The organism is Oceanobacillus alkalisoli, from assembly GCF_021556485.1.
In the GTDB taxonomy this organism is placed as follows: Bacteria; Bacillota; Bacilli; order Bacillales; family Amphibacillaceae; genus Oceanobacillus; species Oceanobacillus alkalisoli.
In genome coordinates this window covers 274,793-295,838 of record NZ_JAKGBW010000002.1, presented here as the reverse complement: position 1 = coordinate 295,838, position 21,046 = coordinate 274,793, and the positions used below count along the sequence as shown (strand labels likewise).

Below are 21,046 nucleotides of genomic sequence, written 5' to 3'. Positions count from 1 at the left end.
TTAGACGGTATCCGCTTTTAGCCTTATCTTTTGATTTGCATACTAAAGACAAGAGGTGAAAAGTATGGACGGATATAAGAAGAATAGCCATGCAGTATATGATATCAAGTACCATGTAACCTGGGTAACAAAATATCGATATAAAGTATTACATGGTTGTTTTGATGATTAGATGCAACATTTTCACCTCACCGTAATTATTTTTCTTTACCCTGCACAACAAGATAATTTCGAAACATCTTTATCAAATGTAAGAGCAGCTAACCTTAGACCTTCAGCCATTGTTAAATATGGTGCAAGGCTATCTTTTAAATCGTCCACGGTTAAGTCATGCTTTACTACTAGCGAAGCTGCATAAATTACATCTCCTGCATTTTCAGATACAATATGAACCCCAAGAACTTTTAATGTTTTAGCATCAGCAACAATCTTAAATACACCAATCGTTTCATGATTTACTAATGCCCTTGGAACGGCGTCTAAAGATAATACCGATGTTTTTACTTCATAGCCTTTTTCATTTGCTTGTTCTTCAGTTAACCCAACTGTTGCAATCGATGGATTTATAAACGTGACAGCTGGTATAACCGATAAATTTAATCTTTTATTTAACCCACCTATCGCATTATCACCAACAATTCCACCTTCATAGGCTGCTACATAGACAATTTGAGGTCCCAAAGTTACATCTCCTGCTGCATAAATCTTCTCATTACTTGTTCTAGCATAATCATCTATCAGGATTTCGTTTCGTTTTCCAACTTCAACCCCTGCTGCACTTAAATTTAAAGAATCCGTATTTGGCTTTCTTCCTGTTGCAACAAGTAAATGCTCTGATTCCACGACTTTTTTCTTACCTTCTACCGTTATATAAACCTTTTTTAGCTCTCCAATTTGTTCTACACGCTCATAAGTTGCCTCTTTAATAAGGTTTATACCCTGTTCGATTAAGACTCTTTCTACAGCTTCTGAAATTTCTAGGTCATACTCTTTTAAAAGGCGATCACTTCTTTGAATGAGCGTGACTTCTGCACCTAAATTATGAAACAGTTGCCCCAGTTCCAATCCGATATAGCCTGTACCAATAACTGTTAATCGTCTAGGCACCTTTTTTAATGCAAGTAGTGTTGTACTTGTTAGATAATCCACTTCTTCAAGTCCTGAAATCGTTGGTATAGATGGCGAAGCACCTGTTGCAATTAAAAATCGTTTTGCAGAAAGTTTCTCCCCATTTACTTCAACTGTATTTTCATCAACAAACTTAGCTTTACCCTTTATTAAATCAATGCCATATTCATCTATTAAATCTATATATTTTTGGTTTCGAAGTTCGCTAACTAATTCATCCTTTTGATTCACCAAAGAGGCTAAATCGACTACCCCAGTGGATGTTTGTAAACCTGTGAACGGATTTGCTTTTGCTAAATGATTGATTTCTCCTGCTCTAAGAAGTGTTTTCGATGGAACACAGCCAATATTTACACAAGTGCCTCCCACTATCCCACGTTCAATCATTCCAACTTTTGCACCGTATTCAATTGATTTAATAGCTGCAGAAAAAGCTGCCCCTCCTGAACCAATGATGAGTAAATCGTAATCACTTTTATTATCTATTTCGATATTTTTCAGCTTCTGTACTGAAATTTCTTCTATGTCTTCTATTTGATAATTAGCTTGTTTAATTGCCTGCCCTAAATTTTCAGCATTAACATCCTCTGGTATTTCAAATACCGATTCACCACGTTGAAAACTGGTTTCGATATTTGTAGCACCTATACGAGTTAATGCAGCATCAATATGTTGTTCACACCCCGTACAGGTCATTCCGTTGATTTTAACACGATATTTTCTCATCATTTAATTCTCCTTCATTTGAAATGGATAATATATTTAATCAATTACTAACCATTCAATAATTGGACATTGATTTATTGCTTTTTGATCAGGACATCGTTTTTTTAAATCTTGTAGCATGGACTCTGTCCTTATTAAATCTGCAATTTGCTTCTGAATCTCTTTTTGCTTATTAGATACAAATTCATACATACCTTGGCAACGCACATTATCATTATCAACAACACCAAGTAATTTATAAATTTCACTCAATGAAAATCCCAGATCTTGCAATCTTTTTATAAATTTTACACGTTTAACATCATCATCCGAATATATCCTATAACCTGCATCCGTTCGATTAGGCTCTTTTAATAATGTTTTCTTTTCGTAGAACCTTATTGTTTCTTTATTTACACCACATTTTTCAGCAAATACGCTAATTTGATAGCTCAAATTAATTCACCTCTATAAACATAATAAACCATGTACCAAGGTACATGGTCAAGTATAATATTTAATACACAATAAAGTTTGAAGTCCTCTAACAATAAAAATGGTTCCAAGCATCGTATTTCTGATGTTCAAAACCATTTTTGATTTATTATGACCGATTATTTCAAGCCCTTTATATTCTAATTGATAATAAGTATACAATCGATAATAAATAATCTATTTAATTCAGATAGTACATAGGATCTTGTAAAGCTCCATTCTTATATACCTCAAAATGTAAATGGATCCCTGTAGAATTTCCAGTATTCCCCATTATCCCGATTACCGTGCCTGTACTAACTTCTTGTCCAACCGTTACATTAATTGACGATAAATGCGCATAAAGCGTTTTTAAGCCATTACTATGTTCAATCTCTATTCTGTTCCCAAAGCCACCAGTATGACCCGCTTTCGTCACTACTCCATCTGCAGCAGCTAAAATATTATAATTGCTTGGGCGCGCGATATCAATTCCGTTATGCTGTCTTCCCCAGCGTGGTCCAACATAACTGGAAATATACCCACCTACCGCTGGCCAGGCAAGATAGCCACCGCTTGATTGGTTACTTAGCGTTGAAAGATCGCCATTTGAGCCAGCACTAGCGGATGCAATTTGAGTAGCCGGGGCTGGCTGAGTTAACGCTGTCATATTACCCTTCACTTTCTTCTCAAGTGCCGCCAGTTTACTGTCTTCAAGTTTTAACTCTTCCACCTTAGCAACAAGCTTTTCTTCTTTTTCCTTTAAACTAGCTTGCTTTATCTTCGTTTCTTTTTTTTGATCCTCGATTAATGCTTGCATTCCTTCTAGTTCTAGTCTCAAATCTTTTAATTCCGCAAGTTTAATAACGACATCTTCCTGCTTCTCTTCCACTTTTACTTTATCTGCTTCAATTTGTTCCATCAATGCAGCATCAGAGTTTGTAATCTTATTTATTACACTAACACGGCTGATGAAATCCCCGAAGCTTTGAGATCCAAATAATACTTCTATGTAAGAGATATTTCCGCCACTTTTCTGATAAGCAACTGCTCGTTCTTTTAAGATTTCAAAGCGTTTTTCAATTGCTTCTTCAAGCTCAACAATTTCATCTTCTAGTAAGTCTATCTCCATTTGTCTATGAGATATATCTTCCTCATTCTTCTTCAACGATGCTTTGTTTTCTTCAAGTGCTTTCGTAATTCGGCTAATTTCAACATTAATTTCTTCTAACTCAATCAGAATATCAGCAATCTCTGACTCTGCATTAGAAAGGTTTGCCTTTACGTCTTTTCTATCCTGTTGAATTTGAGTCTCTTCGCTTTTTAGGTCCTCTAATGAATCTGCAGATGCTGGAGTATTGAACAATACGCTACCTAAACCAACCACTGCTACCATGGTAATTGTTATTATTTTTTTCCTCAATTTCTCGTTCCTCATTTCCATCACAATTATTGCTGCACAAACTATGTATTAAAATCCCTCTATGTAAAATGCAATATCGTGAAAATTTATATGTTTACTTTTTATAATACATGGGTATAATAGCACCCTTAATTTTCATCCACGTTATCGTAATATTACAGTAGTGTATCGAATTTCGACATTATATTTCTTTGTTTGTGAAAAACTTATCAGCCTCCTTTAAGAAAACCCTGTGTTAAGCTTTATCTTCCCAATTCAAGATATATTACTTAAGTAATTTTGTAATATTTCATTGAAAAAGATCACATTTTAAAAATTGACGATAAAGTGCCTGTTCCACTAGCATTGAATAATTATATCAACGGTTAAAAAGTTTTAAACGGTTATTTAGGCTTCAGAAGAAGGATTTTTCACCATATACTCCTAATGTTTCCGTAATTTCTTGCGATAAACGATTTTCGATAATTGAAGGCTAATCTCATATATGAGAAGAAGTGGAACTACTACGACGAGTTGTAAAATAAAGTCTGGTGGTGTAGTTAAGACCCCAACTATAACAAGACCAAAATACGCATATTTTCTATTTTTAATCATAAAACCAGGTGTAAGTACGCCGAGACTTGTTAAAAACATGACAATAATCGGCAATTCAAAAAGAAAAGCAATTGGTATGGTCACACGAAATAGAAATTTAAAATAATGGTCAACGGTAAACATAATATTAAACATGCCATCGTTTAAGGATAAAATAAATGGCATAATCAGTTTAACAAAAAGAAAATAGCCAAATACTAACCCTGCAATAAAAAGCAGAAAAACGCTAGGTATATATCCGATTGTTGCTCTTCTTTCATGTGGCAATAAACCAGGCTTTACAAAAGCCCATATTTGATAAGCTAGAATTGGAATAGTTCCGACTATCGCAACTAAGCCTGCCATCGAAAAATATATCCAAATAATTTCAGCAGGACTAATAGCCGTTAACTCAATAGCGATATCGTTAACGAAAAACCAATAAATATCTTTGATATACATAAAACCAACAATGAAGAAACCAATAAAGAAAAGAACAGTCACAACCAAACGGTTTCGTAGCTCAGTTAGATGGTCAACAAGATTCATCTTTTTTCTTTCACTTTGATTCTTTTCACTCATAAATGACGCTCCTCAACGTTAAAAACAAAAGAAGGAGATGTAAATTAAAAATAAAACTTACATCTCTTTCCACTCAAATTGTTTCAATGTTCATACATCAATTTTAAGCGTAAGAATGTAGTCCAGCAATAACTAAGTTAACCACGATTAGATTAAACAAAATAATACCAAAGCCAATGACGGCGAGCCAGCCAGACTTTTCCCCATGCCAGCCTCTTGATAAGCGTAAATGTAAGAAGGCAGCATAGAAGAACCAAGTAATCAGCGCCCATACTTCTTTCGGATCCCATCCCCAGAATCTACCCCAGGCTATTTGGGCCCAGATAGATGCGAATATCAATCCGCCTAGCGTAAAAATTGGGAAGCCGATCGTAACTGCCCGATACATAATTTCGTCTAAAAGTTCGGCTTTAACTCCGCGTAATAAGGGCTGTAAGGCTGCTCCCACTCGTTTTCGTAAAATGAGCACGGTTAGTCCATAAAGAATCGTGCCTGTGATCACAGACCATATTACTGTATTAAACTTTCTACCAGCATCGGCCCCCTGCATCCATCCTGGCGCTTCAAACCAAGGCTCCATTACATTCTCCGTAAGTAACACCCCATTATTCGGAGCTGCAATTGCAGGCAAACGATATTCCGTTTCAATAATTTGAGTTCCATCCTGATATTCAAAGGTTGCATCGTAATCCATGATACTGAATGTTGTGGTACTCACGATAAAACCAACGAACAGAAAAATCATGTACAGAATCAATTCAAGTCCAATATTCTTCTTCGTTCGCTTTTTTTGATCAATTTTCTTAATGAGATACATGAGCCCTGCAACAAAACTAATAAATAAAATCCCTTGTCCTACCGCTACGGTGGAAACATGGATATACAGCCAACTTGTATTTAATGTTGGAACAAGCGGTGCTAATTGAGTAGGGAACATACTTGCATAAGCGATGATTATCATGGCTAACGGTAAGGCAAATAGTCCTAAAAAACCGATTCGATACATAAAATAAATAATAATGAATCCTAGCACCATTGCCATTCCCAGGAATGTTACAAATTCAAACATATTTCCGAGTGGTGCATGTCCACTAGCCATCCATCTTGTAATGAAATAACCTAATTGTGCTAAAAATCCGAGTATTGTTATCGTAATTGCGATATTTCCTGAAATTCCTTTTTTACTCTTTGTACTGCGCTTGTCGCGAATCGTCGCTCCAAAAAAAAGCGTCGCAATTAAATATAAAATAAAAGCAGCATAGAGCAAATTACCGCTAAGATTAACTAAATCCAATCAAAACACCCTCCTAAGAAGTTAGTAGGCTAGACAATTAAAAGTCTACTTGTCTAGCTCTTGCCTAGCTTCCACCATCTTTATATTTGTTTTTTCAATCGCTTTCTCTATATCTCTTGCAAGGCCAAACCAGTTCTTATTTGTATGTGCTGCAAGCAACAATCCATTATTCTTCGGATGAATCCAGACTCTTCGGTGCTGCCAATACATTCCTTGGATGACACCGATCATAAAGATTGCTGCACCAAGTCCGAAGAAAATTAGTGTACGATCCACTCGTAACGTCATCCCACTGACAAAATGGGTTTCAAAGTCCTGGATTGCAACTTTATATTCATTTTCTCCTGTAGCATCAATATTTCTCCCAATTCCTATGAAACTAACTTCGGGTAAGGACGTTTCCGGTGGGTACACCGCGAGAACAAAGGCTGGGTTTCTTGGATAATTCGTTTCCGAAGCAGGAATACCATCATCATCCAAGTAATAATCAGGATAATACTGATCAATCACTGCCCGAAAACCGTTATCCAATATGTACTCTGATTCCGGTTCAAATAAATTAATCGTAAAAGAATCTATTGCCGTTGCATCTTCATCATCCGTTTCATGAATTTTAAAGGTCATGCTACTAAACTCATTCGGCTGATAACCAGATTGGTATAATGTATATCCGTTGAATTTAGCAGGTTTATTCATTTGAATCGACTCGGTTAAGATTGGCTCAAGTTCTGGTTTAGCACCTGGAACATCGTTATTCGTTGCTTTATAAATGACAACATCTGTTTGAAAATTACTCGCAACCGCTCCCGAAATTTCAAGTGCATCTTTAAATCGTTCATCTTCTGGATCATGTGTATCTAATATAAATTGCTTATTTTCAACATAATAATCTCCTTTTGTACCAGGAATGACGGTTGTTTCCCCATCTCTAACCCATACATATTCATCGGTAAACATAATTGGTGTTGATCGCAAAATCGCTGCTAAGAGGATAATAATCAGACCAATATGGTTAACGTATGGACCCCATCTGGAAAATCTTCCTTTTTCAGCAAGAATATGACCGTTTTGCTCTGTAACTTTATAGCGTTGTTTTCTTAATTTCTCTTTTACTTGTCCAATATCCGCTTTGGATACTTCTTCTGTTTCACTGAAGAAGCGCTGTCTGTTAAGAAATGTTTCATGTCTTCTAGGCTTTTGAATTTTTAACGCCTTATATAATGGGACAAAGCGATCAAGACTACAAATAACCAAGGAAACACCGATTAAGCCTAATAAGATTAAATACCACCAGGAGCTATACATTTCATGAAATCCAAGTTGATAGTAAATTTTCCCGACCATACCAAATTGGGCTTCATAATAAACTGCCGGATCCCTTGATTCAGCGTTCGGGGGTATAAATTGCTGTTGTGGGAAAAGTGTACCAATCATGGAAGCAACAAGCGCTAATACGATAAGCCAAACTCCTACCTTAACAGAAGAGAAAAAGCTCCAAACTTTGTCCACAAATGATTTCCGGTAGGTTTGCGAACGTCGCGCAGATCCTTCATATCGCATATTCAATAATAGTTTCTTATCATTTCCATCGATGTGCTGATTACCCTCAATCGGTTTCCCGCACGCCTCACAAAGGACTGTACCCTCCGGATTAATATGACCACATTCACATTTAATTTTATTCATACCATTACCTCACGATCAGACAAATTCTATTTCATTTCTGCGGCAAAATATCCCGCAAATATCCTTCAAGTCTTTCGAGTGACAATTCCCCACTCACATACTCCACAATCTCACCCTCAGGGCTTATAAAAAACGTGCTTGGAATAGGTCCAACTTTATATAAATCTCTCACCTCTCCCGATTTGTCGTGAGGTGTTGGAAATGTCAAATCATATTTATCTATAAAACGATCCACAACTAATTCCGTACTATCCAGACTAACTGCAACTATTTCTATACCTCTCTCTTTATACACGGGATATAATTCTTGCATATACGGCATCTCCCTTTCACATGGTTTACACCAAGTAGCCCAGAAGTTAAGCATAACTCCCTTTCCTCTCAAGTCACTTAGCTGTATCGTTTCGGATTCATTATTTTTATTAATCTGCGGTAACTGGAAATCAGGAGCCTGATCTCCTACCCTATAAACCGTATTATCCGCTTGTAAGTTTGTAACAATTGCGAATATAATTGCCCCCAACAGTACTAGCAAAACAGCTGTTCTGTAGATCAAACGATTTCTTTTTTTATTTCTTTTCTTCTGTTTTTTTTGTTCTAAACTCACGTATTACACCTCTCCATTTCCAGAAAAAAATTGACACCTAAAACCCAGTAAATCCACCAAACACAGGAATTAATAATTCAATAATCACGGTCATCCAGTCAAGATATAAAACAATACCCATGACAATCATTAAAACTCCACCAATTACCATGAATCGGTTTGCATACTTCTTAATAAAAGTCATCCTATCAAGGAACAATGTCATAACCAAAAACGGAATGGAAAAGCCCAAGATATAAAATGACATATATAGTAGACCCATCCCAGGATTTGCCACTCCCATTGCGATCACCCCTGCAAGAATTGGCCCAGTACAGGGAGTCCAACCAGCAGCAAAACCTAATCCAATTAAAACCGAACCTAGATACCCAGCAGGTCTTTTTCGAAATTGAACTTTTCTATCCTTCAGCAAAAAGTTAAATTTAAAAACACCTGTGAGAACTAAGCCGAAGAACACCAATATAATTGCGCCAAGCTGTCTTAACAAATCCTGATAGGCTAGAAAGAATTCACCTATAAAAGAGGTGGATAACCCAATCGCTAAAAAGATAATTGAAAAACCCAATAAAAAAAGAACGGTATGTATTAAAGCTTTCTTTCTCAATATTCCTCGCTCGTTTTTTAATTCGTCTACTGTCATTCCTGTAATATAGGAAAGAAATGCAGGATAAAGAGGTAGCGAACAAGGGGATATGAAAGAAAGTAATCCAGCCCCAAACGCTAGAAATAACGTTACTTCTCCCAATAATTTCACCTACTACTTATTTTTATATTTTGTCGTTATTATAGGAAAAATTTATGTAGAATGTGTCGAGATTTGGCTGACAAGTAAAACAGTAACAAAAGTGTCAAATTTACTTTAAAGCTAGAAGGTAACTGAAATTCTATAATCTTTTTGATTGAACCTTAGAAGCCTTTTATAAGATCTTACAACTTCATAAATTCTCCACAATTTCGTTTTACAATGGAAATAAATTTGTTAAAGATAGACAAGGAATACAAATATAATGATTTACTTATGGAGGATCAGTGATGAGAAAAAACTATTCTCTGAGAGGAACTTGTACTTTATCGAATGGATATACAATTACTATACCTAAATTAATTCGAGAATCATTAAATTTAACAAGTGGTGATGAAGTTACAATTAGCTTAAAATCTAAAGATTTAATTATACAAAAACTGTACAAAGATACGCTGGAAAATAACATGATTTTAAACGATAGAGGATCGGTGAAGATACCTCAAGAATTTATCAAGCTTCTATCTTTGGAAAGTGGCGATGTATTTAATCTTTACTTGACTAATAGTAATATTATTATCTTGAGGATAAACGCAAAGTTTTAAATGAGTTACCTATATAAACATCACAATCAACAGTCGATTTTGTCCATTTTAAAAAGGCGACCGATTTCAATGATCACCTTTTTAAATATTACCCTAGTTAGTATGCTTTAATTTCTGATTTTCCACTTACTTCTAAGTAAGTTCCTAATAGTTAGAATATGGTCTTAACTATTGAAACAAGCGTACTATTCTTTTACACTCATCAGTCGCAAACTATTCAACGCTACCAAAATAGTTGCTCCCATATCTGAAAGAATCGCAATCCAAAGGGTTAGCCAATCTATCCCTTGTTACCTTTTCTTCGTTAATACAGGTAACTTCACATGTATCTTTAGCCATCGTGGCCCTCCTTATATTCAAACAAATAATCAAAGGATTGTTTGATTATACGGCAAAGTTTTTTTAATGTATTTGTAGAATTCCTCATTAAGCGACTTTGAACAAATCAGACGAATTATATTGATAGCTAATCATTTACAGAAAGCTAAAATAATTTTCCGCCATCTCCGGTATACGCTATATTTGACTGACGATGAATTCCGCGTCATAGCCTACCCCCTGAAGTAAGGCTGAACCACGGCGGTACTGCCAGGGTAAACCAATAAATGATAGTCCCTGAATATTGGATACACCTCGTTCATGTATTACTTTGCCTTCTCTATTGAACACCCCATCTATCTTTAACCAGGGAAAGTCCATTTTAAAACCCGTCGCCCATATGATATTGTTAGCCTCTAGAGTTGATGTATCCTTAAATATTACTTGACTTTCATTGGCTCCAGTAACTCTTTCTCTAGTAATCACTTTGTTATTATGTATTGCTTTTTTTAACTCATGACCAAAAATAGGATCTCCTCTTTGTTGAAGCAATTTTCCAAACAGCGATTTCTCATTTGCCTTTAAAATTCCTAATTTATCAAACCACCAAAAGATACTTTTACTTCCAACCGTCATAGGCAAAAATTTTAGTTTACCACTACAAGCCAAGTATGTATCTCTTTCTTCTGATACTTCGACAGCTATTTGAGCACCACTATTTCCACCGCCAATTACAAGTACATTGCCTTTTATCAACTGTTCAGGATTCTTATATTGTGATGAGTGAAGTTGTAGGATATTATCCGATAACCCCTGAGAGAATGAGGGAATGCTTGGTGTTTGAAAAGAACCCGTTGCAATCACAACATTTTTTGACTGGTATTCTTGTTTATTTGTTTCTATTAAAAAATAATCATTCACTTTTGTAACACTTACAACTGTTGTATTGAATTGTATAGGGATTTTAAATTTATTTACATATTTTTTTAGATAAGAAGCAATTTCATCTTTAACAGGAAAGCCTTGTTCCTCTCCCTCAAGAACCATACCAGGTAAAGAACTATAAATTCGAGGGGTAAATAAAACTAGAGAGTCATATCTTTCCTTCCAGCTTTCTCCTACCTCGCTGCATTTATCTAAAAGAATGAAACTTTGCTTAGTCTGTTTCAGATAGTATCCCGTTGCAAGACCCGCTTGGCCAGCACCTATAACAATTGTGTCGTACATTATTATCCCCCTCAAATTAAAAACTTCTTTTTCAAATGATTATAAATCTCTAAACTGATTGATGTACAAGTTGGTGTTTAATAAGCCCAAAGTCTTTTCAATTTCAAATAAAAATTTTGAAAGGCATGTTTTCATCTGTTCCACACCCGATTGTTTGATTAGTAAATGAACGGTGCCTTCTAAAATTAGCAAGTTTTATCAGCTTGCAACCGGTTATAAAAAGGCTCACTTAATTCGTATGGCATCATTGCATCGATTTCAGGATGGATGAGCAAAACGGACAAACATCGAAATATTCGGGTTCTATTACCGGTTTCATATTTAAAAGTGTCCTCAAAAATGAAATGAAACCTTAGTTCTGCCCGCACCAGGAATAAAAGTAACTTTAGCTTTCGAATCTAGATTAGACATTAATTCCGGATGGATATGATAGTTATTCCAATTCCATCATTCTTCAGTTGGTAGATTATTATCATTTATTCGCAGTTCTTTAGGAAAAAGTCTCTGATATTTCTCCCAATATACTTCATTTTCAATTAAGATATATTTCCAATGTTTGAATTCATTCTCTTTATTATAAAATTTGTTATCCTTTAGAACTAAGATAACATTAACAATTTGTCTGAGTCCATAGAAATCATATTTCATATATCTAATAATTTTTGCATTCATTGTATGATTCATTTTTTCTTCTTTTTTACCGAAATTTTACATCATACCAAATCAAGCATAAAATTTCCTGAAATCAAATAAAGCATAAAGTTTCCAAACGGAAATTTTATGCTTTACGTCACAAAACATAAAAAAACCACCAACATATGTATTGGTGGAGACGGTGGGACATGTCCTTCCATGCTTTCGTCACGGCACTGACTATATCTTGGTCCTTTTTATTTAAGGACCCTCGGCGTATTATACGAAATATATATTTGTCACAGGATGGCAGGATTTCGTATCCTAGTACTACCAAGTTGGCAGCCTATAAGTCGATACATGGCTGTTGGATTGCTCCACATACCACTCGGTATTGCCCTATTGCCTAATAAAAACTCCGGTAAAAATAACCTTCGCATTTCTTCGTTGGCTTGCTTTTCCGTTGCTCACGTATGAACTGTATACGTTCCGCTACTCAAAGCTACGCCGCCTCGAACTGCTCGGTCTTTTTTTATCCTCATTTTTGAAATCAAAATTATAGACAACTTAGGTTTCACCGATAAAGCCGAGTTTTCACTTTTGTATTGCTACAAAAGGCGACTATTTACTAATCGAACCCACGTCCAGAGATATTGCCACTCAGGCTTCTACACGTGTAGTTGGTATATTCGTATTTCACTATGCACTCGGCCTACCAACAGGCTTTGTGATAGCTAGTCTGATTCATCTCGACTGACGATCCTCAGACGGTGGAAGTCAGTCCAGCCTGCTTGAGTTTGAGACCCTTCTATCTACAACACAGGCGATTGTAGGAAGGATCCTTTAGGACTGCTTATGCAGCAGCTAAAGAGTAATTTTCGTTTTTGCCAGTTATAGGCGTTTACGTTTTACGAGCCGTAACCTCGACGCGCAACCTGAGCTCAACCTACCCCTGTCGAATCCGTAACGTCCCCATATAATGAGAACACTCGGGAGGGAGCCCTGAGCTCTGTATTTATTATAACACAACCTCACAAAAATGAAAAGGGGCGCTGACTGCGCACACCGTTTACTGATTGTATTCTTTTAACGCACGGTCCGCATCCCGTTTCATTTGTTTCCGTTTCAGGTCTTCCCGTTTATCGAACCTTTTCTTCCCTTTACCAAGACCGATCAACACTTTGGCATATCCATTTTTTATATAAATTTTAAGTGGAACAAGTGTGTATCCTTCTTGCTGCGTGAGACCAATTAATTTATCAATCTGATTGCGATGTAAGAGAAGCTTACGGGAACGAGTCGGATCATGGTTATACCGATTTCCTTGTTCATATTCCGCTATATGCAGATTCACAAGAAATACTTCACCATTGATAATCCTTGCGTGTGCATCTTTAATGCTCACGCGACCAAGTCGGAGAGATTTAATTTCCGTTCCTTGAAGAACAACCCCTGCTTCATATGTTTCTTCAATGAAAAAATCATGGCGCGCTTTCCTGTTTACTGCAATTGTTTTTCCTGCTCCTTTTGGCATTGGAACACCTCCCAATCACTTCCATAGAACTTCATTTTATCAAATTATCATATTTATTCCAATGAATATCCTGTTTATTGTAAATATATCAGGCTAATCGCCATTATTGCCATTCCAGCAATCACGCCATAAATTGATAAATGCGTCTGGTCATAACGCTTCGCAGCCGGCAGCAGTTCATCGAGTGAAATAAATACCATAATACCAGCAACCATGGCAAAGGTAACACCAAAGACAAATTCATTTAAAAATGGCATTAAAATTAGAAAGGCAAGGACCGCTCCAACCGGTTCCGCCAGACCAGAAAGAAATGAAAGCATAAATGCTTTTTTTCGATTGCCTGTCGCATAGTAGATCGGTACAGACACCGCAATCCCCTCAGGAATATTATGAATCGCCACCGCAACTGCTATTGCAAAGCCGACAGAAGGGTCTTGTAACGTAGAAATGAACGTTGCAATCCCTTCTGGAAAGTTATGAATGGCAATTGCTATTGCTGTAAATACTCCCATCTTCATTAATTCGGGATCTTGAATTGCTTTTCCCGGTTTCTCCATATCCTCGACTTTTTTAATTTCATGAGGATTGGAATACGATGGTATGATCTTATCAATAACACCTATTAATAACATACCGCTAAAGAAAGCAAGGACTGTCACCCAATAACCTTCTGTATACCCTAATGAAGATATAAGTGCATCTTTCGCTTTAAAAAAGATTTCAATCATTGAAACATAAATCATAACACCGGCTGATAAACCGAGTGCAAAAGAAAGGAATTTCGTATTTGTTGTCTTAGCAAAGAATGCAAGCAAGCTCCCAACACCGGTAGCAAGCCCTGCAAAAAGAGTAAACATTAATGCAAGGGTTACATTATCCAATACACCACCTCCAACATGCAGTCTATTCTATATATATACCCGATCTATAAATTTTGACATATAAATATTATAAATCAAGAATAACTTAGGAGTCAACAAAGGTTTTTCCCTCATCCAACTTCTATTGGAAATTTGCTTAAATGAAAAACAGTGGAGCCTTTCCCCACTGTTTTCTAGCTTTTTTTCTTTCGTTTCTTCTTTTTCCCTTTTGGATTTCCGTTTGCTTTATTCTTTCTTTTAGCTGGTATCGCTTGCTTGTTCCCTTCATTGCGCCGTTTCTTTGTTTTAGCTTCCAGGAGCTCGAAGTCTACCGCTCGTTCATCCAAATTCACTTGGGCAACTCTTACTTTCACTTCATCACCCACACGATAAACTTTCGCTGTATGCTCGCCAATTAAAGCGTGCGCCCGGTCATTGTAATGGTAATAATCATCTGTCAAATAGCTGACATGAACGAGCCCTTCCACTGTGTTTTCCAGTTCAATAAACAATCCAAAGTTGGTTACCGAGCTGATTACTCCGGTAAATTCTTCACCAACCTTATCTTCCATATACTCCGCTTTTTTCAAATCATCCGTTTCCCGCTCCGTATCAACTGCTCTTCTTTCCATTTCAGACGTATGCCTTGCAATCTCGGGAAGTGCTTCCCTCCAGTGGGAAATTGTCTTTTTATCCATCCTCTTCTCAAATAGATACGTACGGATAAGACGGTGAACAATCAAATCGGGATACCGGCGAATTGGTGACGTGAAATGCGTATAAAACTCTGTAGCAAGTCCGAAGTGACCAACACTTTCCGGAGCGTACTTCGCCTGCTTCATCGAACGCAGCATCAGTTTGGACACAATCATTTCTTCTGGTTCATCTTTAATTTTGTCAAGCACTTTTTGTAATGCTTGCGGGTGGATTTCATTAGCGGTTCCTTTCACAGAAACACCAAGACCTGCAAGGAACTCAAAGAAACTCTCAAGCTTTCCTTCATCCGGTTCTTCATGAATCCGATGAATAAACGGTAGATCTAACCAGTGGAAATGTTCTGCTACCGTTTCGTTTGCAGCAAGCATGAACTCTTCAATTAGCCGCTCTCCTACCGAACGTTCACGGAGCACGACATCTTGTGCCTTCCCTTCCTCATCGACAAGCACTTGCGCTTCTTTGAAATCAAAGTCAATTGCACCGCGGCCTTTTCTTTTGCCACGTAAAATCTCCGCAAGCTTCTCCATCCGTTCAAACATCGGAACGAGCTCCGCATATTTTTCCCGTAATTCCGCGTCTTCATCAACAAGAATTTTATTCACATCGGTGTAAGTCATTCGCTCTGTCGAGTTAATTACAGCAGGGAAAAATTCATGTTTTACAACTTCACCGCTCATCGTAATTTCCATTTCACAGCCGATTGTCAACCGGTCGACTTGCGGATTCAATGAACAGATTCCATTGGAAAGCCGGTGCGGAATCATAGGGATAACTCGGTCTACTAAATAGACACTTGTCCCTCTTTCATATGCTTCCTTATCCATTGGAGAATCTTTTTCAATATAATAACTGACATCTGCAATGTAAACGCCAAGCTGATAATTTCCATTGTCTAACTTTTTAACTGAAATCGCATCATCCAGATCTTTTGCATCTGCCCCGTCAATTGTCACGATTTGTTCATTTCTGCGATCGGCTCTTCCTTCCAGTTCCTCTGGGGAAATTGTATCACGGGTTTCCGCAGCTTGTTGCAAAACTTCTTCGGGAAAGTCAACTGTTATTCCATGCTTATAAATAATGGAAATAATATCAATACCTGGGTCATTTTTATGACCAAGAATCTCGGTGATTTCAGCTTCTGCACTGCTCCAAGCCTCTGGATATTTCGTAATATGGGCGATTACTTTATGACCATCAATTGCTCCATTCGCTTTGCCTTTTGGAATGAAGATATCATGCGGTATCCGTTTATCATCCGGAATGAGGAAACCAAAGTTTTTGTTATCATCATATGTGCCGACAACCTGGGTGATGGCCCGCTCCAATATTCGGAGAACGACACCTTCCGCCCGGTCGCCTGAATAGGATTGTTTTTCTCGTCTTACAAGTACTTTATCTCCGTTCATCGCAGAATTGAGATCTGATGGGTTAATATAGATGTCCTCTAATCCTTCTTCTTCTGGGAGAAGGAAGGCAAACCCTTTATTATGCATCTGGATCCGGCCTAAAATAAGATTCATCTTCTCAGGTAAGCCGTACCGATTTTTTCTCGTGCGAACAAGTTCACCTGAATCTTCAAGAGCGTTCAACGTCTTGACTAGTTCCTTAAATTCTTCTGCATCTTCAATGCCCAGCTTCTCTTCCATTTCATCGACACTTAATGGCCGGGTTTCCGTTTCATTGAAGAATGTAAGCAATCTTTCTTTCATTCATCTCACCTACTTTCATTATATTTATTACCGCTCCGAATTTTTTTAATCATACATTCCAGTCGAGCTTCTCCAGGAATGCGTAAATATCTTCATGTAACTCATCTTTTTGCTTATCCAATGTGATGACGTGGCCAGACTCTTCATACCACTTAATTTCTTTTAAGTCGGCTTCTACATTCTCGTAAATATAGGTTGCACTTTCCGTATTAATCATCGCATCATTCCTCGCTTGGACAACAAATGTCGGCGTGTAAATTGTATCAATATTTCCGCGTACTTCATCAATTGTTTCCTTCAGTAAGGAGAAAACTTCATCAGAGCCCTCCATGACAGCTGTAACTTCTCGTTCGATCGTTTCAGGGTCTTTCTTTTCGAGTTGTTTATATTCTTTAGCAAAGAGTTCAAATCCTTGTGTTAATTGTGTCTCATTATCAAAATACATCGGAGCACACATGGAAATGATTCCTTTCAGCTGAGTGGAATAGGCTAGTTTTAATCCGAGTACTCCGCCAAGTGACAGACCGGCAACTGCAATCTCTTCATATCCTAGTTCTTTTAAATGGTTTAATGCTTTATTAACATCTTCCCACCACTGATCTGGGTTTGTTTCAATCAATTCTTCTGGTGGAACGCCGTGTCCCCGGTAAATTGGAGCATGGGATGTGTAGCCTTTCTTTTCCAGGAACCGCGCGAGCATTCTTACATCCGCCGTATGACCTGTAAAACCGTGTAATAATAGAACAGCCCTCGGTCCTGCTTCGAATGTAAATGGTTGTGGCTGTTTAATTTTCATGTATATCTACTCCTTTAAAAATTCTACTCTTAAAAAAACCCTTACCACATTCGTGATAAGGGCAATTACCATTATTATATAACATATGCACTTAAGAAAGCTAAGAGAAAGAATAGGATTCCCGTTACAACGGTACCCCGGTGTAAGAACAAATCGATCCCTCTTGCTTTTTGTTTTCCAAATAATTGCTCAGCACCACCTGATATAGCTCCGGACAGCCCTGCGCTTTTCCCGGATTGCAGAAGAATAAGAACGATCATAATAAGTGCATCGATTACCAATAAAATATTAACTGCCATTTGCATGATACAATGACACCTCCCGTGACAACAATTGCTATTATATACTTTATCACAAGTACATTTTACATAGCAAGATAATACTTTAGTTTTATTGTTTTTCTTTTTAACAATAGCCAGTATAATAGACTCGAAAGGATGAGTTTAAGATGAATGATGGATTTTGGCTAATTGCGGAAGATGATTGTGAATTATATGTTCAATGTTGGGGAAAGGAAATGAGCGATACAAAGGCTGTTATGCTCATTTCCCACGGGATGACGGAGCATATCCGCCGCTATAATCAGCTTGCAGCCTATTTCAACACCCAAGGATTTATTGTCTACGGGGATGACCACCGCGGGCATGGAAAAACAGGAGAGAAACAAGGACAGCTCGGATTCATCGCTGAAACAAACGGATTCGACTCCTTGGTGCAAGATCTGTATCTACTTGTAAACCATGTGAAAAAGAAACATCCCGCTTTACCGGTTTTCATTTACGGTCATAGTATGGGTTCCTTTATAACGAGAAACTTTATTCAGAAGTATTCAGATGAGATCACTGGTGTCATTTTATCGGGTACTGGATTTTTCCCAGAGCGCAGCAGTAAGCTGGGTTTAGAAATTGCGTCTCTTCAGGCCCCCAAGAAAGAATCCACCTTTATGAATAATCTCGTATTCGGGCATTACAATAACAAAATCGCCCAAAGACTGACGAGCTTTGACTGGCTATCAAGGGATGAGCAAGTCGTAAAAGATTATATTGCTGATCCACTTTCTGGCTATGTGCCAACTGCCGGGTTTTTCGTTGATTTATTAACAGGTATTCTTCTTATGCAAGATGCGAAGCGCAACAAAGAGATTCGAAAAGACCTTCCGATGCTCTTTGTAAGCGGTGATGCTGATCCGGTAGGTAATTACAGTAAAGGTGTCTTTCGAGCTGCTGAAAGCTACACAGAACTTGGATTAGACAATGTGCTCGTCTCCCTCTTTCCAGAGGCAAGGCATGAATTACATCAGGAAACGAACAAAGAAGAAGTGTTCGACTTTTTAGAGCGTTGGATGATGAAACAATTATAGAAATGAAGCCTAAAGGTGGACCAGTCGATAATGGTCCACTTTTATAGACTGATCGTGAATTATAGCATTTCTGTTTTATGCCCCTATTCAATCACCTCCATCCACTTCTCAACAGAAGTTCTTCCTTTATCCCTCGTTGTTTTATCCGGATAGCCAATTTGCAGTACGGCCACTACTTTATGTTTATCACGTTCCAGTCCTATTTTCTCTATAAACTGTTCATCATGCATATAAGGTGTAATCGTCCAGAGCATACCGATACCATACTCCCAGGCAGCAAGTTGAGAGTTTTGAATAAACGCCGCAATCGATGAATAGTCTTCTTCATTGCGAATTGGGTCACCCGGGATTTCGTAATAAATTAAAGCGTGATGCGGGATGGTAAGCAGAAAATCAGCAATCGATGCCCTCGAACGCAGTGTCTTCTCAGAATTGCCGGTTGGAAGCATGCCTGAACGCTGATAACTTTCAATAATTGCTTGGATGAGATGTTCTTTCCCCTCTCCTTGATATAATTTCATTCTCCATGCTTCCGTCATGTAATGTGTCGGTGCGTAGGAACCATATGTAAAAATTTCCTTCAACGTGGAGAGTTCAATTTTTTCACTCTTAAAGCTTAAGGTAGAGCGTCGTTCTTTAATTGTACGTAAGAGATTCATTCCGATTCCCCTTTCCGATATTACTTATTATAGCGCTAAAACATAGCAGAAGACAAAAATATCCTAGACTCAGAACAAGTCCAGGATATTTTTCACATATCTTATTTACTTTTTCAAGTTATAGAAAGCGTTTCTGCCTGCATATTCAGCAATACCTGCAAGTTCGTCTTCGATACGCAGTAACTGGTTGTACTTCGCAACACGGTCGGTACGGGATGGTGCACCTGTCTTGATTTGACCAGCGTTTGTTGCAACTGCAATATCAGCAATTGTTGCGTCTTCTGTTTCACCAGAACGGTGGGAGATTACTGCTGTATACCCAGCGCGTTTTGCCATTTCAATTGCTTCAAATGTTTCAGTTAGTGTACCGATTTGGTTCACTTTAATTAGAATTGAGTTGGCAATGCCTTTCTCAATTCCTTCAGCAAGCTTGGATGTATTTGTAACGAATAAGTCGTCACCAACAAGCTGGACACGGTCACCGATACGGTCCGTTAATAGCTTAAAGCCATTCCAGTCATCTTCGTCAAAACCGTCTTCAATGGAAACAATCGGGTATTTGTCAACCATTTGCTCATACCATTCAACCATTTCTTCAGACGTACGGACGACACCTTCACCTTTCAGGTTGTATTTTCCTTCTTCAAACATTTCAGATGCTGCAACGTCCATTGCAAGCTGTACTTCTTCTCCTGGCTTGTAACCAGCAGCTTCAATCGCTTCGATGATTGTCTGCAGTGCTTCTTCGTTCGAACCAAGGTTAGGAGCGAATCCACCTTCATCTCCAACTGCTGTGTTCAAGCCTTTGTCAGCTAGAACTTTCTTCAAGGAATGGAAAATTTCTGCACCGACACGTAATGCTTCTTTGAATGTTGGAGCTGCAACAGGCATAATCATAAATTCTTGAATGTCTACGTTGTTATCTGCATGCTCTCCACCGTTTAGAATGTTCATCATTGGTGTTGGCAGTACATTAGCATTGAATCCGCCAAGGTAATTGTATAGTGGGATATCAAGGTAGCTGGATGCTGCATGAGCTGCTGCCATGGATACGCCAAGGATTGCATTCGCACCAAGTTTTCCTTTGTTTTCTGTTCCATCCAATTCAATCAATAATGCATCAATAATGTTTTGTCTTGTAACGTCAAGACCGATCAGTTCTGGAGCAATAACTTCATTAACGTTATTTACTGCTTTCTCGACACCTTTACCTAAATAACGGCTCTTGTCACCGTCACGTAATTCTACTGCTTCATATTCACCAGTTGATGCCCCGCTTGGAACAAGTGCGGAACCGAATCCACCTGATTCTGTCGTAATTTCAACCTCAACCGTCGGATTACCACGGGAGTCTAGTACTTCTCTTGCATAAACATCTGTAATGTATGGCATCTGTAATTCTCTCCTTTTATCT

General features: G+C 37.8%; 19 protein-coding genes and 1 other RNA gene. 2 read left to right on the top strand and 18 right to left on the bottom strand.

Annotated elements, in window-relative coordinates; genetic code table 11:
• Positions 1-207: 207 nt before the first annotated feature.
• From merA to LZD48_RS03745, 8 genes are all read right to left on the bottom strand, one after another.
• The gene (merA, locus tag LZD48_RS03780) at positions 208-1,854 is read right to left on the bottom strand and encodes a mercury(II) reductase (protein ID WP_235761401.1); all 1,647 of its coding nucleotides are present in this window, start codon (positions 1,852-1,854) and stop codon (positions 208-210) included.
• Positions 1,855-1,890: 36 nt separating this feature from the next.
• Positions 1,891-2,289 (bottom strand): mercury resistance transcriptional regulator MerR, encoded by a 399-nt coding sequence (gene merR, locus LZD48_RS03775; protein ID WP_235761400.1) that lies wholly within the window; start codon positions 2,287-2,289, stop codon positions 1,891-1,893.
• 220 nt (positions 2,290-2,509) lie between these two features.
• Positions 2,510-3,730 carry a murein hydrolase activator EnvC family protein gene (locus LZD48_RS03770; protein WP_235761399.1) on the bottom strand — a complete coding sequence of 407 codons (1,221 nt, stop codon included), beginning with the start codon at positions 3,728-3,730 and terminating at the stop codon, positions 2,510-2,512.
• 423 nt (positions 3,731-4,153) lie between these two features.
• Entirely contained in the window at positions 4,154-4,885 is a 732-nt protein-coding gene (gene tatC, locus LZD48_RS03765; protein ID WP_235761398.1) for a twin-arginine translocase subunit TatC, read from the bottom strand.
• Between the two features lie 103 nt (positions 4,886-4,988).
• Complete coding sequence (gene ccsB / locus LZD48_RS03760; protein ID WP_235761397.1) at positions 4,989-6,179, bottom strand: c-type cytochrome biogenesis protein CcsB; 1,191 nt, start codon at positions 6,177-6,179, stop codon at positions 4,989-4,991.
• A 45-nt stretch (positions 6,180-6,224) separates the two neighbouring features.
• Positions 6,225-7,865 carry a cytochrome c biogenesis protein ResB gene (gene resB, locus LZD48_RS03755; protein ID WP_235761396.1) on the bottom strand — a complete coding sequence of 547 codons (1,641 nt, stop codon included), beginning with the start codon at positions 7,863-7,865 and terminating at the stop codon, positions 6,225-6,227.
• A 31-nt stretch (positions 7,866-7,896) separates the two neighbouring features.
• Positions 7,897-8,472, bottom strand: a complete 576-nt coding sequence (resA, locus tag LZD48_RS03750) for a thiol-disulfide oxidoreductase ResA (RefSeq protein ID WP_235761395.1) — start codon at positions 8,470-8,472, stop codon at positions 7,897-7,899.
• A 37-nt stretch (positions 8,473-8,509) separates the two neighbouring features.
• Positions 8,510-9,217, bottom strand: a complete 708-nt coding sequence (locus LZD48_RS03745) for a cytochrome c biogenesis CcdA family protein (RefSeq protein WP_235761394.1) — start codon at positions 9,215-9,217, stop codon at positions 8,510-8,512.
• A 287-nt stretch (positions 9,218-9,504) separates the two neighbouring features.
• Here LZD48_RS03745 and LZD48_RS03740 point away from each other — a divergent pair, with 287 nt between their 5' ends.
• Positions 9,505-9,819 carry an AbrB/MazE/SpoVT family DNA-binding domain-containing protein gene (locus LZD48_RS03740; protein WP_235761393.1) on the top strand — a complete coding sequence of 105 codons (315 nt, stop codon included), beginning with the start codon at positions 9,505-9,507 and terminating at the stop codon, positions 9,817-9,819.
• A gap of 213 nt (positions 9,820-10,032) precedes the next feature.
• Here LZD48_RS03740 and LZD48_RS18715 read toward each other — a convergent pair whose 3' ends face one another.
• The 8 genes from LZD48_RS18715 to secG form a co-directional block, all read right to left on the bottom strand.
• On the bottom strand, positions 10,033-10,158 hold the full coding sequence (locus LZD48_RS18715; RefSeq protein ID WP_255770462.1) for a hypothetical protein: 126 nt from the start codon (positions 10,156-10,158) through the stop codon (positions 10,033-10,035).
• Between the two features lie 177 nt (positions 10,159-10,335).
• Positions 10,336-11,364, bottom strand: coding sequence for a flavin-containing monooxygenase (locus LZD48_RS03735; protein ID WP_235761392.1), 1,029 nt, complete (start codon positions 11,362-11,364; stop codon positions 10,336-10,338).
• A gap of 1,262 nt (positions 11,365-12,626) precedes the next feature.
• Positions 12,627-12,963: a transfer-messenger RNA gene (gene ssrA, locus LZD48_RS03730) on the bottom strand.
• A 103-nt stretch (positions 12,964-13,066) separates the two neighbouring features.
• Complete coding sequence (gene smpB / locus LZD48_RS03725; RefSeq protein ID WP_235761391.1) at positions 13,067-13,531, bottom strand: SsrA-binding protein SmpB; 465 nt, start codon at positions 13,529-13,531, stop codon at positions 13,067-13,069.
• Between the two features lie 74 nt (positions 13,532-13,605).
• Positions 13,606-14,412: a zinc transporter ZupT gene (gene zupT / locus LZD48_RS03720; protein WP_235761390.1), complete on the bottom strand. Its 807-nt coding sequence runs from the start codon at positions 14,410-14,412 to the stop codon at positions 13,606-13,608.
• A gap of 173 nt (positions 14,413-14,585) precedes the next feature.
• Positions 14,586-16,817, bottom strand: a complete 2,232-nt coding sequence (gene rnr / locus LZD48_RS03715) for a ribonuclease R (protein WP_235761389.1) — start codon at positions 16,815-16,817, stop codon at positions 14,586-14,588.
• 49 nt (positions 16,818-16,866) lie between these two features.
• The gene (locus LZD48_RS03710; RefSeq protein ID WP_235761388.1) at positions 16,867-17,613 is read right to left on the bottom strand and encodes an alpha/beta hydrolase; all 747 of its coding nucleotides are present in this window, start codon (positions 17,611-17,613) and stop codon (positions 16,867-16,869) included.
• Positions 17,614-17,687: 74 nt separating this feature from the next.
• Positions 17,688-17,918: a preprotein translocase subunit SecG gene (gene secG, locus LZD48_RS03705; protein WP_235761387.1), complete on the bottom strand. Its 231-nt coding sequence runs from the start codon at positions 17,916-17,918 to the stop codon at positions 17,688-17,690.
• Positions 17,919-18,061: 143 nt separating this feature from the next.
• On the opposite strand from secG, the gene LZD48_RS03700 reads away from it, so the two are divergent.
• Complete coding sequence (locus LZD48_RS03700; protein ID WP_235761386.1) at positions 18,062-18,973, top strand: alpha/beta hydrolase; 912 nt, start codon at positions 18,062-18,064, stop codon at positions 18,971-18,973.
• Positions 18,974-19,056: 83 nt separating this feature from the next.
• On the opposite strand, the gene LZD48_RS03695 is transcribed toward LZD48_RS03700, so the two are convergent.
• Positions 19,057-19,632: a nitroreductase family protein gene (locus LZD48_RS03695; protein ID WP_235761385.1), complete on the bottom strand. Its 576-nt coding sequence runs from the start codon at positions 19,630-19,632 to the stop codon at positions 19,057-19,059.
• Positions 19,633-19,737: 105 nt separating this feature from the next.
• On the bottom strand, positions 19,738-21,024 hold the full coding sequence (gene eno / locus LZD48_RS03690) for a phosphopyruvate hydratase (protein WP_235761384.1): 1,287 nt from the start codon (positions 21,022-21,024) through the stop codon (positions 19,738-19,740).
• Positions 21,025-21,046 lie beyond the last annotated feature (22 nt).

Excerpts from the sequence above, each read along its gene's own strand:
- rnr (WP_235761389.1), bottom strand. The coding sequence starts at position 16,817 with ATGAAAGAAAGATTGCTTACATTCTTCAATGAAACGGAAACCCGGCCA.
- eno (WP_235761384.1), bottom strand. The coding sequence starts at position 21,024 with ATGCCATACATTACAGATGTTTATGCAAGAGAAGTACTAGACTCCCGT.
- LZD48_RS03735 (WP_235761392.1), bottom strand. The coding sequence starts at position 11,364 with ATGTACGACACAATTGTTATAGGTGCTGGCCAAGCGGGTCTTGCAACG.
- resB (WP_235761396.1), bottom strand. The coding sequence starts at position 7,865 with ATGAATAAAATTAAATGTGAATGTGGTCATATTAATCCGGAGGGTACA.
- LZD48_RS03710 (WP_235761388.1), bottom strand. The coding sequence starts at position 17,613 with ATGAAAATTAAACAGCCACAACCATTTACATTCGAAGCAGGACCGAGG.
- LZD48_RS18715 (WP_255770462.1), bottom strand. The coding sequence starts at position 10,158 with ATGGCTAAAGATACATGTGAAGTTACCTGTATTAACGAAGAAAAGGTA.
- smpB (WP_235761391.1), bottom strand. The coding sequence starts at position 13,531 with ATGCCAAAAGGAGCAGGAAAAACAATTGCAGTAAACAGGAAAGCGCGC.
- LZD48_RS03740 (WP_235761393.1), top strand. The coding sequence starts at position 9,505 with ATGAGAAAAAACTATTCTCTGAGAGGAACTTGTACTTTATCGAATGGA.
- LZD48_RS03700 (WP_235761386.1), top strand. The coding sequence starts at position 18,062 with ATGAATGATGGATTTTGGCTAATTGCGGAAGATGATTGTGAATTATAT.
- secG (WP_235761387.1), bottom strand. The coding sequence starts at position 17,918 with ATGCAAATGGCAGTTAATATTTTATTGGTAATCGATGCACTTATTATG.
- merA (WP_235761401.1), bottom strand. The coding sequence starts at position 1,854 with ATGAGAAAATATCGTGTTAAAATCAACGGAATGACCTGTACGGGGTGT.
- tatC (WP_235761398.1), bottom strand. The coding sequence starts at position 4,885 with ATGAGTGAAAAGAATCAAAGTGAAAGAAAAAAGATGAATCTTGTTGAC.
- LZD48_RS03695 (WP_235761385.1), bottom strand. The coding sequence starts at position 19,632 with ATGAATCTCTTACGTACAATTAAAGAACGACGCTCTACCTTAAGCTTT.